Source organism: Bacteroides helcogenes P 36-108 (assembly GCF_000186225.1).
GTDB classification, from domain to species: domain Bacteria; phylum Bacteroidota; class Bacteroidia; order Bacteroidales; family Bacteroidaceae; genus Bacteroides; species Bacteroides helcogenes.
On the sequence record NC_014933.1, the window covers coordinates 3,980,784 to 3,998,906 of the forward strand.

At 43.3% G+C, this 18,123-nt stretch carries 15 protein-coding genes and 1 tRNA gene; 12 read left to right on the plus strand and 4 right to left on the minus strand.

All coding sequences use genetic code 11. The features are described from left to right. Window positions 1-95 precede the first annotated feature (95 nt). The 4 genes from lysS (at window position 96) to BACHE_RS16500 (ending at window position 5,199) form a co-directional block, all read left to right on the plus strand. On the plus strand, window positions 96-1,826 hold the full coding sequence (gene lysS, locus BACHE_RS16485; protein ID WP_013548847.1) for a lysine--tRNA ligase: 1,731 nt from the start codon (window positions 96-98) through the stop codon (window positions 1,824-1,826). 101 nt (window positions 1,827-1,927) lie between these two features. Next, window positions 1,928-2,923: an NAD(P)H-dependent glycerol-3-phosphate dehydrogenase gene (locus BACHE_RS16490; protein WP_013548848.1), complete on the plus strand. Its 996-nt coding sequence runs from the start codon at window positions 1,928-1,930 to the stop codon at window positions 2,921-2,923. 95 nt (window positions 2,924-3,018) lie between these two features. Beyond that, on the plus strand, window positions 3,019-4,356 hold the full coding sequence (locus BACHE_RS16495; RefSeq protein WP_013548849.1) for a glucose-6-phosphate isomerase: 1,338 nt from the start codon (window positions 3,019-3,021) through the stop codon (window positions 4,354-4,356). A gap of 90 nt (window positions 4,357-4,446) precedes the next feature. Next, window positions 4,447-5,199: an inorganic diphosphatase gene (locus tag BACHE_RS16500; RefSeq protein ID WP_013548850.1), complete on the plus strand. Its 753-nt coding sequence runs from the start codon at window positions 4,447-4,449 to the stop codon at window positions 5,197-5,199. Between the two features lie 335 nt (window positions 5,200-5,534). On the opposite strand, the gene BACHE_RS16505 is transcribed toward BACHE_RS16500, so the two are convergent. Next, window positions 5,535-5,607: transfer RNA gene (locus tag BACHE_RS16505), tRNA-Arg, on the minus strand. Window positions 5,608-5,820: 213 nt separating this feature from the next. Between BACHE_RS16505 and asnA the strand changes: the two genes are divergently transcribed. Both asnA and BACHE_RS16515 read left to right on the plus strand, forming a co-directional pair. Next, window positions 5,821-6,858, plus strand: a complete 1,038-nt coding sequence (asnA, locus tag BACHE_RS16510) for an aspartate--ammonia ligase (RefSeq protein ID WP_013548851.1) — start codon at window positions 5,821-5,823, stop codon at window positions 6,856-6,858. Between the two features lie 102 nt (window positions 6,859-6,960). After that, window positions 6,961-7,623: a uracil-DNA glycosylase gene (locus tag BACHE_RS16515; RefSeq protein WP_013548852.1), complete on the plus strand. Its 663-nt coding sequence runs from the start codon at window positions 6,961-6,963 to the stop codon at window positions 7,621-7,623. A gap of 60 nt (window positions 7,624-7,683) precedes the next feature. On the opposite strand, the gene BACHE_RS16520 is transcribed toward BACHE_RS16515, so the two are convergent. Beyond that, window positions 7,684-10,413: a putative LPS assembly protein LptD gene (locus tag BACHE_RS16520; RefSeq protein WP_013548853.1), complete on the minus strand. Its 2,730-nt coding sequence runs from the start codon at window positions 10,411-10,413 to the stop codon at window positions 7,684-7,686. An 80-nt stretch (window positions 10,414-10,493) separates the two neighbouring features. Beyond that, window positions 10,494-11,030 carry an HD domain-containing protein gene (locus tag BACHE_RS16525; RefSeq protein WP_013548854.1) on the minus strand — a complete coding sequence of 179 codons (537 nt, stop codon included), beginning with the start codon at window positions 11,028-11,030 and terminating at the stop codon, window positions 10,494-10,496. A 120-nt stretch (window positions 11,031-11,150) separates the two neighbouring features. Between BACHE_RS16525 and BACHE_RS16530 the strand changes: the two genes are divergently transcribed. From BACHE_RS16530 to BACHE_RS16545, 4 genes are all read left to right on the plus strand, one after another. Continuing rightward, window positions 11,151-11,951 carry a polysaccharide deacetylase family protein gene (locus BACHE_RS16530; protein ID WP_013548855.1) on the plus strand — a complete coding sequence of 267 codons (801 nt, stop codon included), beginning with the start codon at window positions 11,151-11,153 and terminating at the stop codon, window positions 11,949-11,951. Next, on the plus strand, window positions 11,948-12,904 hold the full coding sequence (locus BACHE_RS16535) for a glycosyltransferase family 2 protein (RefSeq protein ID WP_013548856.1): 957 nt from the start codon (window positions 11,948-11,950) through the stop codon (window positions 12,902-12,904). The genes BACHE_RS16530 and BACHE_RS16535 overlap by 4 nt, the downstream gene beginning before the upstream one ends. After that, window positions 12,885-13,319, plus strand: coding sequence for a GtrA family protein (locus tag BACHE_RS16540; protein ID WP_041579508.1), 435 nt, complete (start codon window positions 12,885-12,887; stop codon window positions 13,317-13,319). Before BACHE_RS16535 ends, BACHE_RS16540 begins: the two co-directional genes overlap by 20 nt. 161 nt (window positions 13,320-13,480) lie before the next feature. Next, window positions 13,481-13,954, plus strand: a complete 474-nt coding sequence (locus BACHE_RS16545) for a DUF6036 family nucleotidyltransferase (RefSeq protein ID WP_013548858.1) — start codon at window positions 13,481-13,483, stop codon at window positions 13,952-13,954. A gap of 523 nt (window positions 13,955-14,477) precedes the next feature. Here the strand turns inward: BACHE_RS16545 and BACHE_RS16550 are convergent. Then, complete coding sequence (locus tag BACHE_RS16550) at window positions 14,478-15,434, minus strand: transporter (RefSeq protein WP_013548859.1); 957 nt, start codon at window positions 15,432-15,434, stop codon at window positions 14,478-14,480. Between the two features lie 276 nt (window positions 15,435-15,710). Here BACHE_RS16550 and BACHE_RS16555 point away from each other — a divergent pair, with 276 nt between their 5' ends. Continuing rightward, on the plus strand, window positions 15,711-16,949 hold the full coding sequence (locus tag BACHE_RS16555; RefSeq protein WP_013548860.1) for an N-acetylmuramoyl-L-alanine amidase family protein: 1,239 nt from the start codon (window positions 15,711-15,713) through the stop codon (window positions 16,947-16,949). A 14-nt stretch (window positions 16,950-16,963) separates the two neighbouring features. Next, window positions 16,964-17,857 carry an MlaD family protein gene (locus BACHE_RS16560; RefSeq protein ID WP_013548861.1) on the plus strand — a complete coding sequence of 298 codons (894 nt, stop codon included), beginning with the start codon at window positions 16,964-16,966 and terminating at the stop codon, window positions 17,855-17,857. Window positions 17,858-18,123 lie beyond the last annotated feature (266 nt).

Sequence of the window (18,123 nt, forward strand, 5' to 3'; positions counted from 1 at the left end):
CAAGAAAGTTACCGTACGCTATATTTAGAAGAAAAGTTCGCATATCTGAAAAATGTTTCGTATTTTTGCGACCAAATTGAGTGAAATATAGCGAAATGAACGTATTAGAACTAAGTGAACAAGAAATCATTCGTCGCAACAGCATGAATGAACTTCGCGCGATGGGTATCGAACCCTATCCCGCAGCAGAGTATGTAACAAACGCCTTCTCTACCGATATCAAAACCGAATTCAAAGACGATGAAGAGCCGCGCCAAGTGTCCGTAGCCGGCCGTATGATGAGCCGCCGTGTAATGGGTAAAGCATCATTCATTGAACTTCAGGATTCCAAAGGACGTATCCAAGTATATATTACCCGTGATGATATTTGTTCGGAAGAAGATAAAGAAATGTACAACACAGTGTTCAAACGTTTGCTCGATTTAGGTGACTTCATCGGCATCGAAGGTTTCGTATTCCGCACGCAAATGGGCGAAATAAGCATTCATGCCAAGAAACTGACTGTGCTTGCCAAAAGCCTTAAGCCATTGCCTATCGTGAAGTATAAAGACGGTGTGGCTTATGACTCTTTTGAAGACCCGGAACTCCGCTATCGCCAACGCTATGTCGATCTCATCGTGAATGACGGTGTAAAGGAAACCTTCCTGAAACGTTCTACCATCATCAAAACACTGCGTGCCGCTTTGGACGAAGCCGGATATACGGAAGTAGAAACTCCTATACTGCAATCCATTGCCGGTGGTGCAAGCGCACGTCCCTTCACTACCCACCATAACTCACTGGACATTGACCTATACCTGCGCATTGCTACCGAGCTCTATCTGAAACGTCTGATTGTAGGCGGTTTTGAAGGCGTATATGAAATCGGTAAGAATTTCCGCAATGAAGGCATGGACAAGAACCATAACCCCGAGTTCACCTGCATGGAATTGTACGTACAATATAAGGATTACAATTGGATGATGAGTTTCACCGAGAAGCTGCTGGAACGTATCTGCATTGCCGTGAACGGTTGTCCGGAAACGGAAATAGACGGCAAAACCATCAGTTTTAAGGCCCCCTACCGCCGCCTGCCCATTCTGGAGGCTATCAGAGAAAAGACAGGTTATGACCTTGAAGGCAAGAATGAAGATGAAATACGCCAGGTATGCAAGGCGCTGAAAATGGAAATTGATGACACCATGGGCAAGGGAAAACTGATAGACGAAATCTTCGGTGAATTCTGTGAAGGTACTTTCATACAGCCTACTTTTATCACTGATTATCCGGTAGAGATGAGTCCACTCACCAAGATGCACCGCAGCAAACCGGGGCTGACCGAACGCTTCGAACTGATGGTAAACGGCAAAGAACTGGCCAACGCATATAGTGAGTTGAATGACCCGATCGATCAGGAAGAACGCTTCAAAGACCAGTTGAAACTGAGCGAAAAAGGAGATGACGAAGCCATGTTCATCGACCAAGACTTTCTGAAAGCACTTCAATATGGTATGCCGCCCACTTCAGGTATCGGTATCGGTATAGACCGTCTGACGATGTTGATGACGGGTAAAGCATTTATTCAAGAGGTACTTTTCTTCCCGCAAATGCGCCCGGAGAAAGTGACTCCGAAAGATACTCCCGCCAAATTCATGGAGCTGGGAATCCCCGAAACTTGGATACCCGTAATCCAAAAAGCCGGCTATAATCTGGTAAGTGACATGAAAGATGTAAACCCGCAGAAACTCCACATGGACATCTGCGACATCAACAAGAAATATAAATTGGAACTGACAGCTCCGACCGTGAACGAAGTGGCCAACTGGATCAGTTCAATTAAAAATTAAGAATTAAAAATTAAAACTAAGATAAGTAAGATTAAAAGGTAAAAGGGGAGAAGGCAAACCTTTACCCCCTTTTAATTTTTAATTTTTAATTATTAATTATCATGAAACTACCCGGTAAGATAGCCATCATGGGCGGAGGAAGTTGGGCAACTGCCATTGCCAAAATGGTACTGTCCCAAGCGGATTCGATAAATTGGTATATGCGGCGAGATGACCGTATCTCCGACTTCAAGCGACTTGGACACAACCCTGCCTATCTGACAGCCGTAAAGTTCGACATCAAGCGTATCAACTTCAACTCTAATATCAACGATGTGGTGAAAGAGTCTGATACACTCATCTTCGTGACTCCTTCCCCTTATCTGAAGGTTCATCTGAAGAAACTGAAGACTAAAATCAAGGATAAGTTTATCATTACTGCCATCAAGGGCATTGTTCCCGATGACAATCTAATCGTATCAGAATACTTCACCAAAGAGTATGGCGTGCCGGCTGAAAACATTGCTGTATTGGCAGGTCCCTGCCACGCAGAAGAAGTAGCCCTGGAACGTCTTTCTTATTTGACCATCGCCTGTCCGGATACCGATAAAGCATGTACCATCGCCCGCCAACTGGCAAGTTCGTTCATCAAAACATCAGTCAGCAATGATGTTGCGGGCATCGAGTACAGCTCCGTACTAAAAAATGTATATGCCATAGCTGCCGGTATATGCAGCGGTCTGAAGTACGGAGATAACTTTCAAGCCGTATTGATGTCCAATGCCGTACAAGAAATGAACCGCTTCCTGCAAACCGTCCATCCTCTGGACCGTAACGTCAACGATTCGGTCTATCTGGGCGATCTGTTGGTAACAGGATATTCCAACTTCAGCCGCAACCGTACATTCGGAACGATGATAGGCAAAGGCTATTCCGTAAAAAGCGCACAAATAGAGATGGAAATGATTGCCGAAGGTTACTATGGAACCAAATGCATCAAGGAAATCAATAAGCACTATCACGTAAATATGCCTATCGTAGATGCTGTCTATAACATCTTGTATGAACGCATTTCGCCGATGATAGAAATCAAGCTGTTGACGGACTCGTTCAGATAAGGTCTGCAATACAAAAATTATAAACCAAAGTACCCCCAAACCTCCTCTCCCCCCTATGGGGAGAGACCGGGGAAGAGGCTCTAAAAAATGACATTATGATTAGTTTGAACATTGAAAAGACTTTTGGATTCATATCCAAAGAAAACGTTTTCGCCTATGAAGCCCAAGTAAAGGCTGCACAGGAGGCATTGGAGAAAGGAACCGGCAAAGGTAACGATTTTCTGGGATGGCTGCATCTGCCCTCTTCCATTACAAAAGAGCACTTGGCCGACCTGAAAGCTACTGCACAAACATTGCGTGACAATTGCGAAGTTGTGGTAGTTGCCGGCATTGGCGGAAGCTACCTTGGCGCACGTGCGGTAATCGAGGCTTTGTCAAACAGCTTCACCTGGTTGCAAGACAAGAAGACTGCTCCCGTTATTCTGTATGCAGGACACAATATCGGCGAAGATTATCTGTACGAACTTACCGAATACTTGAAAGACAAGAAATTCGGCGTCATCAACATCTCTAAATCAGGTACAACCACCGAGACAGCTTTAGCCTTCCGCCTGCTGAAGAAGCAATGTGAAGACCAGCGCGGCAAGGACACCGCCAAGAGAGTGATCGTAGCCATTACAGATGCCAAGAAAGGTGCTGCCCGCGTAACCGCCGACAATGAAGGCTACAAATCTTTCATCATTCCCGATAATGTAGGAGGACGTTTCTCCGTACTGACACCGGTGGGATTGCTGCCCATCGCAGTGGCAGGTTTCGATATCGAAAAGCTGGTGGCCGGTGCAGCATCCATGGAGAAGGCTTGCGGACAAGATATTCCTTTTGCCGAAAATCCTGCCGCAATTTATGCCGCTACCCGCAATGAACTCTACAAGAACGGTAAAAAGATTGAGATCCTTGTGAACTTCAACCCCAAATTACACTATGTAAGCGAGTGGTGGAAGCAGCTTTACGGTGAATCGGAAGGCAAAGAAAACAAGGGCATCTTCCCTGCCGCAGTAGATTTCTCTACCGATCTCCACTCTATGGGGCAATGGATTCAGGAAGGTGAGCGCAGCATCTACGAAACCGTAATCTCCGTAGAAAAGACACAGCACTCCCTGCAAGTTCCTTCTGACGGGGCTAACCTTGATGGCCTGAACTTCCTTGCAGGCAAGCACGTGGATGAAGTCAACAAGATGGCAGAACTGGGAACCCAACTTGCCCATGTTGACGGCGGTGTGCCCAACATGCGCATCGTCATTCCCGCGTTAAACGAAGAAAGCATCGGCAGCTTGCTGTATTTCTTTGAAAAGGCCTGTGGCATCAGCGGTTATATCTTAGGCGTCAATCCATTTAACCAGCCAGGTGTGGAGGCATACAAGAAGAATATGTTCGCTCTGCTGAACAAGCCGGGCTACGAAGCCGAATCCAAGGCTATCCAAGCAAGACTGTAAACCAGCGAACTCAAATATCTTAGTCAGGTGCAGAAACATTCTCTGCACCTGATTTTTTATATCTTTGCACTCCCTAAACAATAGATACTTATGTTTGAAGAATCCATCGCCCGCTATTTAGAAAAGCACGGGCATTCCAATATCCGGTTAAAAGCCGTCCTATTCGACATGGACGGCGTATTGTTCAATTCCATGCCCTATCACGCCGATGCATGGCACAAGGTCATGGAGCACCATGGCCTGCACCTGAGCCGTGAAGAAGCTTACATGCATGAAGGACGTACGGGAGCCGCCACCATCAACATCGTCTATCAACGCCAATATGGCAAAGACGCCACCCCTGAAATGATAGAAAGCATCTATGCTGAAAAAAGCGCAGAATTCAACAAGCATTCCGAGCCCGAACGCATGACCGGCTCTTGGGAGGTATTACAGAAGATAAAGGAGGCAGGATTAATCCCCGTATTGGTGACAGGCTCCGGTCAACACTCTCTGTTAGAACGTCTTGCCCACAACTTCCCCGGCATGTTTCAGCGTGAACGCATGGTGACGGCTTTTGACGTGAAATACGGCAAGCCCCATCCCGAACCTTACCTGCTGGGGCTGGAGAGGGTCGGCGTAAAAGCCAACGAAGCCATCGTCGTTGAAAACGCCCCTATCGGCGTACAAGCCGGAGTGGCAGCGGGCATATTCACCGTAGCTGTCAATACCGGCCCGCTGGACAAGCAAGTATTGCTGGATGCAGGTGCGGATTTACTGTTTTCTTCTATGCAGGATTTCTGTGACAATTGGGAGAAGCTACACGGCAAGTTAAACCGACTGCACACTCCACTTCCCTATTAATTAATCAACCTACCGCCCGCTTATCCCGAAGGATTGTTTCCATGCTTCCGACGCAGGAAAACAAATGATATAACGTTCGTCACCAAGCCTGTCAAGCTGTTGGCAAAGGACTGCCGACATATTGGCAAACCTTTGCCAACACAGATGCAAAGACTGGCAAAACAAGCATAAGTAAATCAACTCATTACAATCTGTGACGGCTGCGACCTGCAACCGGATACTCCTTGCCTGCATAGGATGGTAAAGACATTGAAGAAACATTGAAGCATTAAAAAGCAAGCATATAACAAAAGAAAAATCCTCAATAATCAACAAATTATCAAGGATTCTCTTAGTGACCCCGGTGAGATTCAAACTCACGACCTTCAGAACCGGAATCTGACGCTCTATTCACTAAGCTACGGAGCCGAATACGGATGCAAAAGTATAAAAAATCTCATCATGTTCCTAACGTTCGGATGTTTTTTCCATCATACCGCCAACACAATCCATTGTTATTTTGAAATTATTAAATGTATTCATATATACATTTTGTTCTTTTTTCATCCAAAAAACAATCAAGTATAGATATTATTCCTATCTTTGCCGTACAATTTAATAGAAGACATATACAATAAACCTATGAGCTATCTGATAAAACCTGAAGGATACAAGCCTTTATTGGACTTAAAACAAACGGAATTAGGCATCAAACAGATCAAGGAGTTTTTCCAGCTAAACCTTTCCTCCGAACTGCGCCTGAGGCGTGTCACAGCTCCGCTTTTCGTGCTTAAAGGCATGGGAATCAATGATGATCTCAACGGAGTGGAACGTGCCGTCTCTTTTCCTATCAAAGATTTAGGCGATGCGCAGGCAGAGGTGGTGCACTCTCTTGCCAAATGGAAACGGCTGACGCTTGCCGAATACCACATTGAACCCGGCTATGGCATCTATACCGACATGAACGCCATCCGTGCGGATGAAGAACTGGGAAATCTCCACTCCCTCTATGTAGATCAATGGGACTGGGAACGTGTCATTACAGCCCAAGACCGCAATGTGGAGTTTCTCAAAGAAATAGTGACCCGCATCTATGCCGCTATGGTGCGCACCGAATACATGGTCTATGAAATGTACCCGCAAATCAGACCTTGCCTGCCACAGAAGCTGCACTTCATCCACGCGGAAGAATTACGCCAGCTATATCCGGGTTTAGAGCCGAAATGCCGTGAACACGCCATAGCCAAAAAGTTCGGAGCAGTATTCATTATCGGTATCGGATGCAAGTTGAGTGACGGCAAGAAGCATGACGGACGTGCTCCTGACTATGATGACTACACCACCTCCGGCTTGAATGGCCTGCCGGGTCTGAACGGCGACCTGCTTTTGTGGGATCATGTATTGCAACGCAGTATTGAACTTTCTTCCATGGGCATCCGTGTCGATAAAGCAGCCTTGCTTCGCCAGCTAAAAGAAGAAGATGAAGAAAAACGTTTGGAACTATACTTCCACAAACGCCTGATGAACGACACTCTTCCGCTATCCATCGGCGGCGGCATCGGACAGTCGCGCCTGTGTATGTTCTATCTGCGCAAGGCGCATATCGGCGAAATACAAGCCAGTATCTGGCCTGAAGATATGCGTCAGGAATGCAAAGCACACGACATTCATTTAATCTGATATCAACATCTGTTGCCATAGAATAAAGTTCATCCCGTAAAAGGTTGAACTTTATTTTTTTATTTTGTACTTTAGCGTCCTAAACCGCTAACAAAATCAATTATGAACGTTCAGATAGAAGAAAGCTGGAAAGCACACTTGCAACCCGAATTTGAGAAAGAATATTTCAGTACACTCACCGAGTTCGTACGCGAAGAATATAAGCATGGTCCCGTATATCCTCCGGGAAGATTGATTTTCAATGCCTTCAACCTCTGCCCTTTCGATAAAGTAAAAGTTGTGATAATCGGACAAGACCCTTATCATGGCCCGGGACAAGCACACGGACTCTGCTTCTCCGTGAATGACGGAGTATCTTTTCCGCCTTCTTTAGTCAATATATTCAAAGAAATCAAGAATGATATCGGTACAGATGCTCCGAATACCGGCAATCTGACCCGATGGGCAGAACAAGGCGTATTATTGCTCAACGCCACACTCACCGTACGCGCGCATCAAGCCGGATCACACCAAAACCGTGGTTGGGAAGCATTTACTGATGCAGCCATCCGCACCTTGGCCGAAGAAAAAGAGCATCTTGTATTTATCTTATGGGGAGCCTATGCACAGCGCAAGGGTGCTTTCATTGACCGAAGCAAACATCTGGTGCTGGCTTCTGCGCATCCGTCTCCCCTTTCCGCTTACAACGGATTCTTTGGCAACAAACATTTCAGCAAAACAAACGAATACCTGAAAGAGCACGGAGAAAAAGAAATAGTGTGGTAAAATAGGCGCTTCGCCTTTATTTACGATCTGAAGAACAACCAAATACAGGAGATAGATTCATTAATACCATTGGATATTAGTCTGTGTCTGACTCCTCTGTTCCCACTTCAAGTCTTGCAAAATCTGTGCAGTGGCACGAATCGTGAAGTTGTAGTATCTGTAATTTCCGAAAGGAGCAAGACTGGCAGTCATAGTGAAGCAGTGCAAGTCACGAGTTATGTTGAAAACTGTATTCGTTATCTTTTTCGCATTGAAATCATAGCCGGAATTAAAATTCACCGCCCATTTATTGGTAAGTTTAATGTTTCCGTTAATATTAAGGGCATTCAATGAAACCTTGTAGGGATAACGCATACTTTCCCGATTAATGGGCTTACTCTGATCTTCCGTAATATTGAAGCCCGTACTCAGGCTGACAGACCATGGCATGTTAAAGGCTTGGTAACCATCTGCGTCAGCCGTTGCCTTTTTTGTTTTCTTTTCCGGCAAACCTCCTCCGGCATTTTCATCATCCACAGCCTCATCCCCCTCTTCACTATTTGTCTTTTTCTTATCATCCTTCCCGTCATTCTTCCCAAAAAGTTTTTTGAAAGTGTCATTGTTGAGAGTGTAACTAAAAGAAGTTCCATATCCCGACCAACGCCCAAAACGTCCGTAGGACCACTCTGTACGGTTGCCTACATATACTTCTCCATTCTTGTCAAACTCATAGGCATAAGTGGCAAAAGTAGAGGCCATGCTGAAGGTATAGTTCTTCCCTAATTTCAGACGAAGATTCAAGCTCAAATCACTCCACGGCCTTGTTTGTGCAGCCATATTATAGCTGATGCTGGCGCCCAGCTCATCTATCAGGCTCACTTTGCGGATGGAGTCATTCTTGTCCTTATACTTCATCTCCAGATTATTGGAAATACTGAAGTTAATGCTTCCTTGCTTCCCGCCACTCGGTACGCCAAACGGCTGTCCATCATAAAAAGAATATCTGACCGTATCACGCACTCCGGCCGTAGTTTCCTTGATGTAAGTATCATAATATCCATAGTGCGAAGAAGTAAAGTCCGGAGCTGCACTGATACTCACCGAAGGAGTGATGACATGGCGAATCTGTATGGCTTTCTTCGGTAAGAACAAAGGCTTATACATTCCGTAAATTTTAGTATTGATTCCCAGACTGGCATTGTAATTATAGACGCGGTGAAAACCATAAATAGTATCTTTCACCACAGCTTGGGATGCCATATCCCAGTCTTGGGCTATTTTCCGAGTGTACCAACGTTCTGTATAGCTGACCGATGGAGTCAGATTAAAATGCTTAAACAGAGTGAATGTGGCACTAATGGGGATGTCATGCTGCATACCGTTCTCCCAATCTCGTATCAAATTGGACTTAAACAAACGGTCATCCTTTGTTCTGATACTGTTCTTCATGCGTCCGGTATAACGTATCGAAATCTTCTCATACCACTTTTCATCGCCCACGGGATGCTTCCGTTTGAAAGGGAAAAGGGTGCTGAGTGATATATTAAGATCGGGCAAGGTCACGGCAATGGAAGAATCCTTCATGTTCTGAGCTATGTTTCCCGATGCCGAGATAGATAATTTCTGGTCGGGGAAGTTACGTGAATAACTGACACTGGAGGTTTTGGTATTCTGCGACATCGCCTGAGCATTATACAAATTACCGATGTTAGTACGTTCATAACTGCTGGTAGCAAAGTTCACACTGGCAGAAAAGGTTGAGTTCGGGCTTGCCTTTGCATCTTGGCGATGAGACCATACTACCTTAAAATCTTTGGCCACCGAATAGTCCGGTAACCCCTTATCTCCGGTTTTCGTAACTTGATAACTTGCCTGCAACAGACCGGAATATTTATATCGGCGCACATAATTGGATTCAGCATTCAATGCCCAGGAACCTTTCGTAAAGATATCCGCCCTCAACTTCAAATCCATTTTATCACTGATGGCAAAATAATACCCGCCATCCGTAAGGCCAAAGCCGCGATTGGAGTCATCCATATAGGTAGGCATCAGGAAACCGGACTGATAGCTGCTGGAGAACGGAAAGAAAAAGAACGGAACCGCCAAAGGCAAGGGGACATCTTCCACTACCAAATAAGCAGGACCCGTCACCACATTCTTTTTGGGACGTACCTTGGCATAAGTCATCTGCATATAGAAGTGAGGATGGTCATGGTGGTCACAGGTGGTATAGCGTCCGCTTTTCATATAGAGTTCGTCATTGCTCCCCTTCTTTGCATTGTTACCTGTCACATAACCTTCACCTTGCTGGCTCACCACATTACTGATAATACCTTTCTTACTCTTGAAATTATAACGGATTGTATCTGTTTCATAAGAAGTATCACCATCCTTAAAGACCGGACGGCCTTTCACTGCGCCTAACGAGTCTGCCACTCCATGAGCAAAAACCGTGCTGTTATCCATATCCATGGAAATGACATCGGCATTCAGATCCGAACCGGGATAAGCAACCTTGCCTTGTCCGTAAAGGTTGGCTATTCCTCCTTGCGTAAATACAATAGAGTCCGTGGCTTCATAAGTAACCGGAGCATCAAGCGCCTGCTTTTTAGGCGCAACGGCCGGCAATGTGTCCCGGCGTACCTGGTCTTCCGGCAAGGTATCTCGCTTCTGTAAAGAATCTGCGACCTGGCTTACAGGCGGCGTTATCCTCCTCCCACGACGCTGAGATACAGCTCTACCGGAGAGAAGAAGCAAGACAAATAGTAGCATGAATGATATGAATGTATTTGCTTTCAATGGCGTCATTAACTTTATAGTTTACGCTTGAAGCGACAAAAGTACGTAATTAATATGGATAATCTTCTTTTTTAAAGAAATTTAGATTGCTACAAGAACAGTTCGCACCATTGATCAAAACGCTGCACCCCCTCTGCCCCATAGCGTTCCAGACTCTTTCGGGCCTTCTCTACGGACTTCTCTTTATCCAGACGTGTTTTTGAATAAAATTTATCGGCAAAACAAATGACCTGTTCCTCCAGACTGACGGGAATCATTTCGCGGTGTGGAACCGGTAAATTCTGTGCCACAATCTCTGCCAAAGAAAGTCCAGCCCCTGTGTGGCGTTCGCAGACCAATGCATGACGGGGATAGCCTTCACTGCGCACCAAGTCGGCTCCCAAATATCCATGACAGATGTACGGTTTGTCACCAAAGCAATAAATGCCATCTGCATCCGTAAGAAAGATGCCGATATCGTGCAGCATAGCTGCCTCATACAAAAACTCCTTGTCCATAGAAAGCTCCGAATGCCGTTCTGCAATCCACAAGGCTTTATCGGCAACAGAATGACTATGAGTCAATAATATAGACTTCAGTTCGTTTGCTTCAGGATAATATTTATCAATCAACCAATCGGGAGACATAATACTTTTCTTTTGTAATTTGCACAAATAATTCTTTACTTATGCTATTTTTGCCGACAAAAATACAAATTATTCTGCAACAATAACTAACTTTGTCGAGTATAATAATATATAGAAGCTATGATTCTTTTAAGTTTTGACACAGAAGAATTTGACGTTCCCCGCGAACATGGAGTAGAGTTTTCTTTGGATGAAGCCATGAAAGTTTCAATATATGGTACATGCAAAATTCTTGACTGCCTGCAAAAGAATGAGGTAAAGGCCACTTTCTTTTGTACGACCAATTTTGCCGAAAATGCTCCCTTAGTGATGCAGCGCATCATAGACGAGGGGCATGAAGTAGCGGCACACGGCTGTGATCATTGGCATCCGCAAAGCTCAGACGTACGCATCTCCAAAGCAACACTTGAGAGACTCACCAAAACCACCATAAACGGATATCGACAGCCACGCATGTTCCCGGTTTCGGACAGCGAAATCGAGAATAACGGCTACATCTACAATTCCTCTTTAAATCCTGCCTTCATTCCCGGCCGCTATATGCACCTGACCGAACCACGCACCTGCTTCATGAAAGGAAACGTGCTGCAGATTCCGGCTTCAGTAACACCGTTACTGCGTTTTCCACTATTCTGGCTTTCATGTCATAATCTACCCATAGGCCTCTACTTGTGGATGATTCGCCGGGTACTTCGCCATGACGGTTATTTCGTCACTTATTTCCATCCCTGGGAATTTTTCCCGTTAGGCGAACATCCCGAATTCAAAATGCCTTTTATCATAAAGAATCATGCAGGCGACGGAATGGTGAAACGACTCGATATCCTTATCAAAGAGCTGAAGAGAAAAGGCTATCCGTTTATGACCTACAATGAATTTGCCGGCATCAAGATTGCAGAACTTAAAAACGAAAAAAAATGATCAGATTGGCGATTGTTTGCCCTTGCTATAATGAGGAGGCCGTACTCCGACACTCCGCGGAACAGTTGACAGCCCTGCTGGATGATCTGGCAACCAAGCGGAAAATCACATCCGACAGTTTCGTACTTTTGGTAAACGATGGCAGCAAAGACAGCACGTGGCAGATCATCCGTGAACTCCACTCTGCAAACCCTTACATAAAGGGAATAAATCTTTTACGCAACGTCGGACATCAGAATGCTATCATGGCTGGGATGATGACTGCCAAGAAATGGAGCGATGCAGTAATCACAATGGACGTTGACCTACAGGACGATCTGCAGGCCATAGAACGCATGATAGATTTGCATGCCGAAGGATATGACATTGTATATGGCATAAAGGTACAACGAAAAGCAGATCCTGCCCTGAAACGATTATCAGCCATGGCATTCTATAAACTTCAGAAGCAAATGGGAGTAGAAAACTACTACAACCATGCCGACTTCCGCTTGTTGAGCAAACGTGCACTCTGTCTGCTTGCCGAATATCAGGAAAGGAATTTGTACCTGCGCGGAATTATCCCTTTGCTGGGGCTCCCCTCAACCACCGTAGATGACACAATCAAGGAACGTACGGCAGGCGTTTCCAAATATACCTTAAAAAAGATGCTGAATCTGGCACTGGATGGTATCACATCTTTTTCTGTCAAGCCCATCTACTGCATTGTGTATTCTGGAGGGATATTCATCCTCATCAGTATATTTATCGGTTTTTACGTACTCTATTCTTTGGTTTCGGGTACTGCCGAGCACGGATGGGCTTCCCTCATGCTCTCTATCTGGTTTGTAGGAGGCGCTGTACTGGTTTCCATCGGCTGCATAGGCGTGTATATCGGGAAAATCTACAAAGAGGTGAAACACCGCCCACTCTACAACATCGAAGAAATCCTATATGAGCACAAACAAGATTAAGATGCTTTGGGAAAGCCACCCGGAGTGGCAGGAAAAACTTTGGCAAGTAGTACGGTTTGGCATCGTAGGAACAATTTCATCAGCCATCCACTATGGGGTATATTACCTTCTGTTGCAGGCAGTAAATGCAAACATTGCGTTCACAGGCGGCTATGCAGTGGGCTTTGTCTGCAACTATTTCCTCACTACTTTTTTTACCTTCCGTTCGCATCCTTCATCAACCAACGCCGCCGGTTTCAGTGTCAGCCATATAGTTAACTACCTGCTGGAAATCGGACTCTTAAACTTGTTTCTTTGGATGGGAGCCGGAGAACTACTTGCTCCTATCGTGGTAATGGTGATCGTAGTACCCATCAATTTTCTGATTCTTCACTTTGTATATACTTACCGGAAAAGCGGCCGACTTCCGTCATAGGGCAATATCAAGATCCTGTTAATAGGAAATACGAAAATATAGACGAATGATTAGTTTAGTCTGTTTGATATATATAACAAAGAGTAAACTAAGCTATTTCTGAAAAAGGTTATTTTTCCTACTAAAAATCATTTTATATCTTTGAGGAAAATTATAAAAACATGAAGATTAAAGAAAAAATCACTCAAGCCATTGCAAGTATATCCAACGAATTACAGAAGATAACCCCTGAATTCTATATTATTGGGGCATCTGCTATGATTTTATCAGACATAGAAATAGGGGAAACCTTAGATATTGACATTTTGACTACCGAAGCAAACTCATCCAAATTACAACATCTACTAAATAGGTATATGGAGATTGCTCCAAAAACAAAAGAAGATGATTTGTTTCGTTCTAATTTTGCCAGATTCAATCTTCCATTAATGGATATAGAAGTTATGGGTAACCTTCAAATCAAGAAAAATAATATTTGGCAATCTGTTTATGTGCATGAATATAAAGAAGTGGATATTGGAAACTTAATTATTAAAATACCAACTATTAAAGAACAAAAAAGAATTTTATTTCTCTTTGGCAGAGAGAAAGATTTAAAAAGAATTTCAATATTAAATCAGCACCTTTCAGATTAAAAATTTACTCCTTTCCCTTCTTAGGTGACAATGAAGATTATTGAATACTTTGTCCATTGATTTGCAGAGCCAATTTTCGCTTATCTATTGGCTATATCACAATTTGTATCGAAGTTTGTTTTGTAGCAAACCTTTTATTATATTCTTCTGAATATAGTAGTTCGGTATATTTCAATAACTCACAGAAGTTTCTCTTTGTTGTTCTTGTTGTGTTACAAGCCTTCTTTCCTGTTTGGCTGACTTTTCTTTGTTCTCCTGTCACGATAGGTATAACAGTGGCGTGTATATGTGACATATATCCGTGTCCATGTGCAGAACTGCAGAAACAGTATTCTCCCGTTCAAACTCTTTGTACAGTCACTGCTGGTTATCACTACACCACTCATCCAAACTTCGCCATATCTTTATATGTACCCGAAAGCATGAGTATATAGGTATTCATTAGCCTAAATAAGAAAAACAGATAAAACAAAGGGGGAAATCACGCAGCAATCACAAGACGCTATTAACCAATAGCATATATTTAACTTTTTAGTTTTTTCTTTCTCTTTTTCCACAACTGATAACTGTTAATGATGTTCTGCCACAGCACATAAGAACCGGGACCTACGGAAGACAATGGGTTAAGGTAAGTATATGCCATCCAAATGGCAAGTACAGTATTTTTCTGTCCCAATGCCTGCCCGCCACTGATGCGTTCCTTGTAACGTCCTCCTATTCTTTTGCCTAAATAGAACTGAACACAACAAGCTACCAGTCCGGCCAAAGCTATCAGCACTTTCACAAGAACAGGAGCTTCACTATTTACCAAAGAACGTACAGTCTGCCCGGAGACAATGGCAAGTGCCACAGCCCATAGATAGAAAGCCGCATCGCGCCCCCCCAACAACGCATGATATACCTTTGGTACAAACGTATGCAAAAACCAAGCTAAAAAGAATGGAAACAGTAAAAGTGGGAATACCTTACTCAGAATTTTCAAGAAAGCGACCAAAAACGTTATATCCGCATGAGGCTCCACTAAAGGAAACACTAAAGGAACGATTATTGCCGCCAAAAGATTGGATAATAAGGTATAGGTGGTCAGACTCGATGCACTTCCTCCCAATTTGTCGGTTATGACTGCGGCAGCAGTGGCAGTAGGAGAAATAAGACAAACCATCATCCCCTCAAATACCTCACGATAAGTTTCTTGCATGGAGCAACACACCAACAAAGCTGCAACAACCAGACAAGAAATCACTTGAAACAGCAATAGCCATCCATGCCAAGCTTTTGGCCTCAACTCATGCACTTCCACCTTGCAAAAAGTAAGCAGCAATTGAGCGAAAATCAAGGCCGGCGTCAAAAAAGCAACCAAACCATTCACACAAGGCTTGACAGATACCATGAAAGGGATCCTTGCAAAAAAGAAATATGCCAAAGTGCCTGTAATCATCGCCAAAGGTAATGTCCAGTTCTTCAAAAAACGGAGAATCATAGCCGTCTGTTATTTGGTACGAAATGTGTTTCTAAATTACCGACCGCAAAGTTACTGATATTATCAATAACTTTGCCGGAAAAGGAAGAAGATATGCACAATTTCATATCTTCAGTAATTTAAAACTGGAAAAAATGGCCGGAACCACTGGAACATCCGAAGATAGAAGAATAGAATAAAGACTAAATCTATCTAAAATGAATGCCAAAAACACAAAACTTAAAAGCAAAGTATAAGTTTTCTATAAATTTCCACTACATTTGCACAGATTTTTGTATGAAACCATATAGGCACTACATATTATATATAAACATATGCTTAGGGCTGCTTGTCTTTTCCTTCTGTACTGGCAGCGCTAAAGCCAAAGATTTTGTGGTCGTTATCGATGCCGGGCATGGTGGGCATGATCCCGGTGCAGTTGGCAGAATCTCCAACGAAAAGACCATAAACCTAAATGTCGCATTAAAGCTGGGCAGACAAATCAAGAACAACTGCCCCAACGTGAAAGTAATTTATACCCGAGAGAAAGATGTTTTTATCCCACTTGACCGACGTGCGGAAATAGCCAACAATGCAAAAGCAGATTTATTCATTTCTATACACACCAATGCATTGGCAAACAACAGGACAGCCCAAGGGGCCTCTACTTGGACGTTGGGACTTGCAAAGTCCGATGCCAATCTGGAAGTTGCCAAACGAGAAAACTCTGTTATCCTATATGAAAGCGACTACAAGACACGCTATGCCGGATTCAATCCGAATTCTGCAGAATCATACATCATTTTCGAATTCATGCAAGACAAGTATATGTCTCAAAGCGTACATTTGGCTTCTCTTGTACAAAAACATTTTCGCAATACCTGCAAACGCATTGACCGCGGAGTGCATCAGGCAGGATTTCTCGTTTTGAAAGCCAGCGCAATGCCCAGCATATTGGTAGAGCTTGGTTTTATATCTACTCCCGAAGAAGAACGCTATCTAAATACGGAAATCGGCATTACCTCCCTTGCCAACGGGATTTTTCGTGCATTCCTCACTTATAAGCGTGAACAAGAAATTCGCCTAAACGGAAACAGTAACACCGTTTTACCAGAAAACATACCCGATCCTGTACAAGAAACAACAGCCGATACAGCCAACACTGGCTCTGAAAAGGAAGAAACATTCTGCGTCGAAGCAAGGCCAGAGTCTCAACAGCAGCAAAGACCCCCCAAAAACAACCTTACTCAAACAAAACAAAACGGCATCATATTTACAATTCAAATACTCACCGCCTCACGCCCTTTAGCAAAGAACGATAAGAGATTCAAGGGACTGAAGCCCGTGGAACATTACAAAGAAGGTGGCATCTATAAATATACCTATGGTGTTTCACCTGATTACAACAAAATATTGAGGATTAAACGTAACATTAACTCTCAATTCAAAGATGCCTTTATCATAGCATTCAAAAATGGCGAAAAGATAAATATCAACGCCGCCATCAATGAATTTAAAAAAAACAGAAATAAATAACAACAAGATACATCATGAAGTATATCACTAAAGAAGTCAGGATAGGAATTGCGGGCATTGCTGCCCTCTGCATATTAGTATATGGCATCAATTACCTGAAAGGCATTAATATGTTTAAGCCTTCCAGTTATTTCTATGTAAAGTTTCAAAATATAAATGGCTTGACCAAGTCGAGCCCGGTATTTGCCGATGGTTTCCGTGTAGGTATTGTGCGTGATTTATATTATGATTATACACAACCGGGGAAAGTAGTTGCCGAAATAGACGTAAATCCGGATTTGCGCATTCCAAAAGGGAGTACTGCCGAACTAACCGCTGAAATGTTAGGAGGAGTAAAAATGAATTTATTGCTTGCCAATAATCCTCGTGAAAAATACCAGATAGGTGATACTATCCCTGGAATACTCAACAATGGTATGATGGAAAAAGTGGCCAATATGATGCCTCAAGTGGAACGGATGCTACCAAAACTTGACTCCATACTTGCTTCATTAAATACTGTTTTATCAGATCCTTCCATACCGGCCACACTGCGCAACGTACAAAATATGACAGCAGACATGGCAGTAAGCACTCGCCAATTACAAACTCTTATGAAAAATGACATTCCCCAGCTAACCGGTAAGTTGAATGCTATCGGAGACAATTTCGTTCTTATTTCCGGTAACCTGAAAAAAATAAACTATGCAGCAGCCATGCAAAAAGTGGACTCTACTTTAGCCAATATAAAAATAATTACAGACAAGCTAAACAGCAAAGACAACACCGTGGGACTCCTGCTCAATGATCCCGCCCTCTACAATAACCTGAATACTACAACTGTCAACGCTGCCAGTTTGCTGGAAGATCTGAAATCACATCCAAAACGCTATGTTCATTTCTCACTATTCGGCAAAAAAGCTAAGTAGCAAAAGATACTTATATAGATTGTGTCTAAATAATGAGAATATAAATGAATTAAAAAGAAATCCCTCAGTAACTCTATGTAGACAATAAAAAACGAACTTTCTCTCTTTTAGCACCAAAGTAGAGAAATGATTAAAATTAGGACAAGAACATGTTATAAATCAAACACTTATAATAACACAACAGGATCTCATAAGGAGTAAAATTCATTGATTCTGATAAGTGATTGAAAGTAAAGCGCTTATTACTTTATGGAAAAACGCAAGAA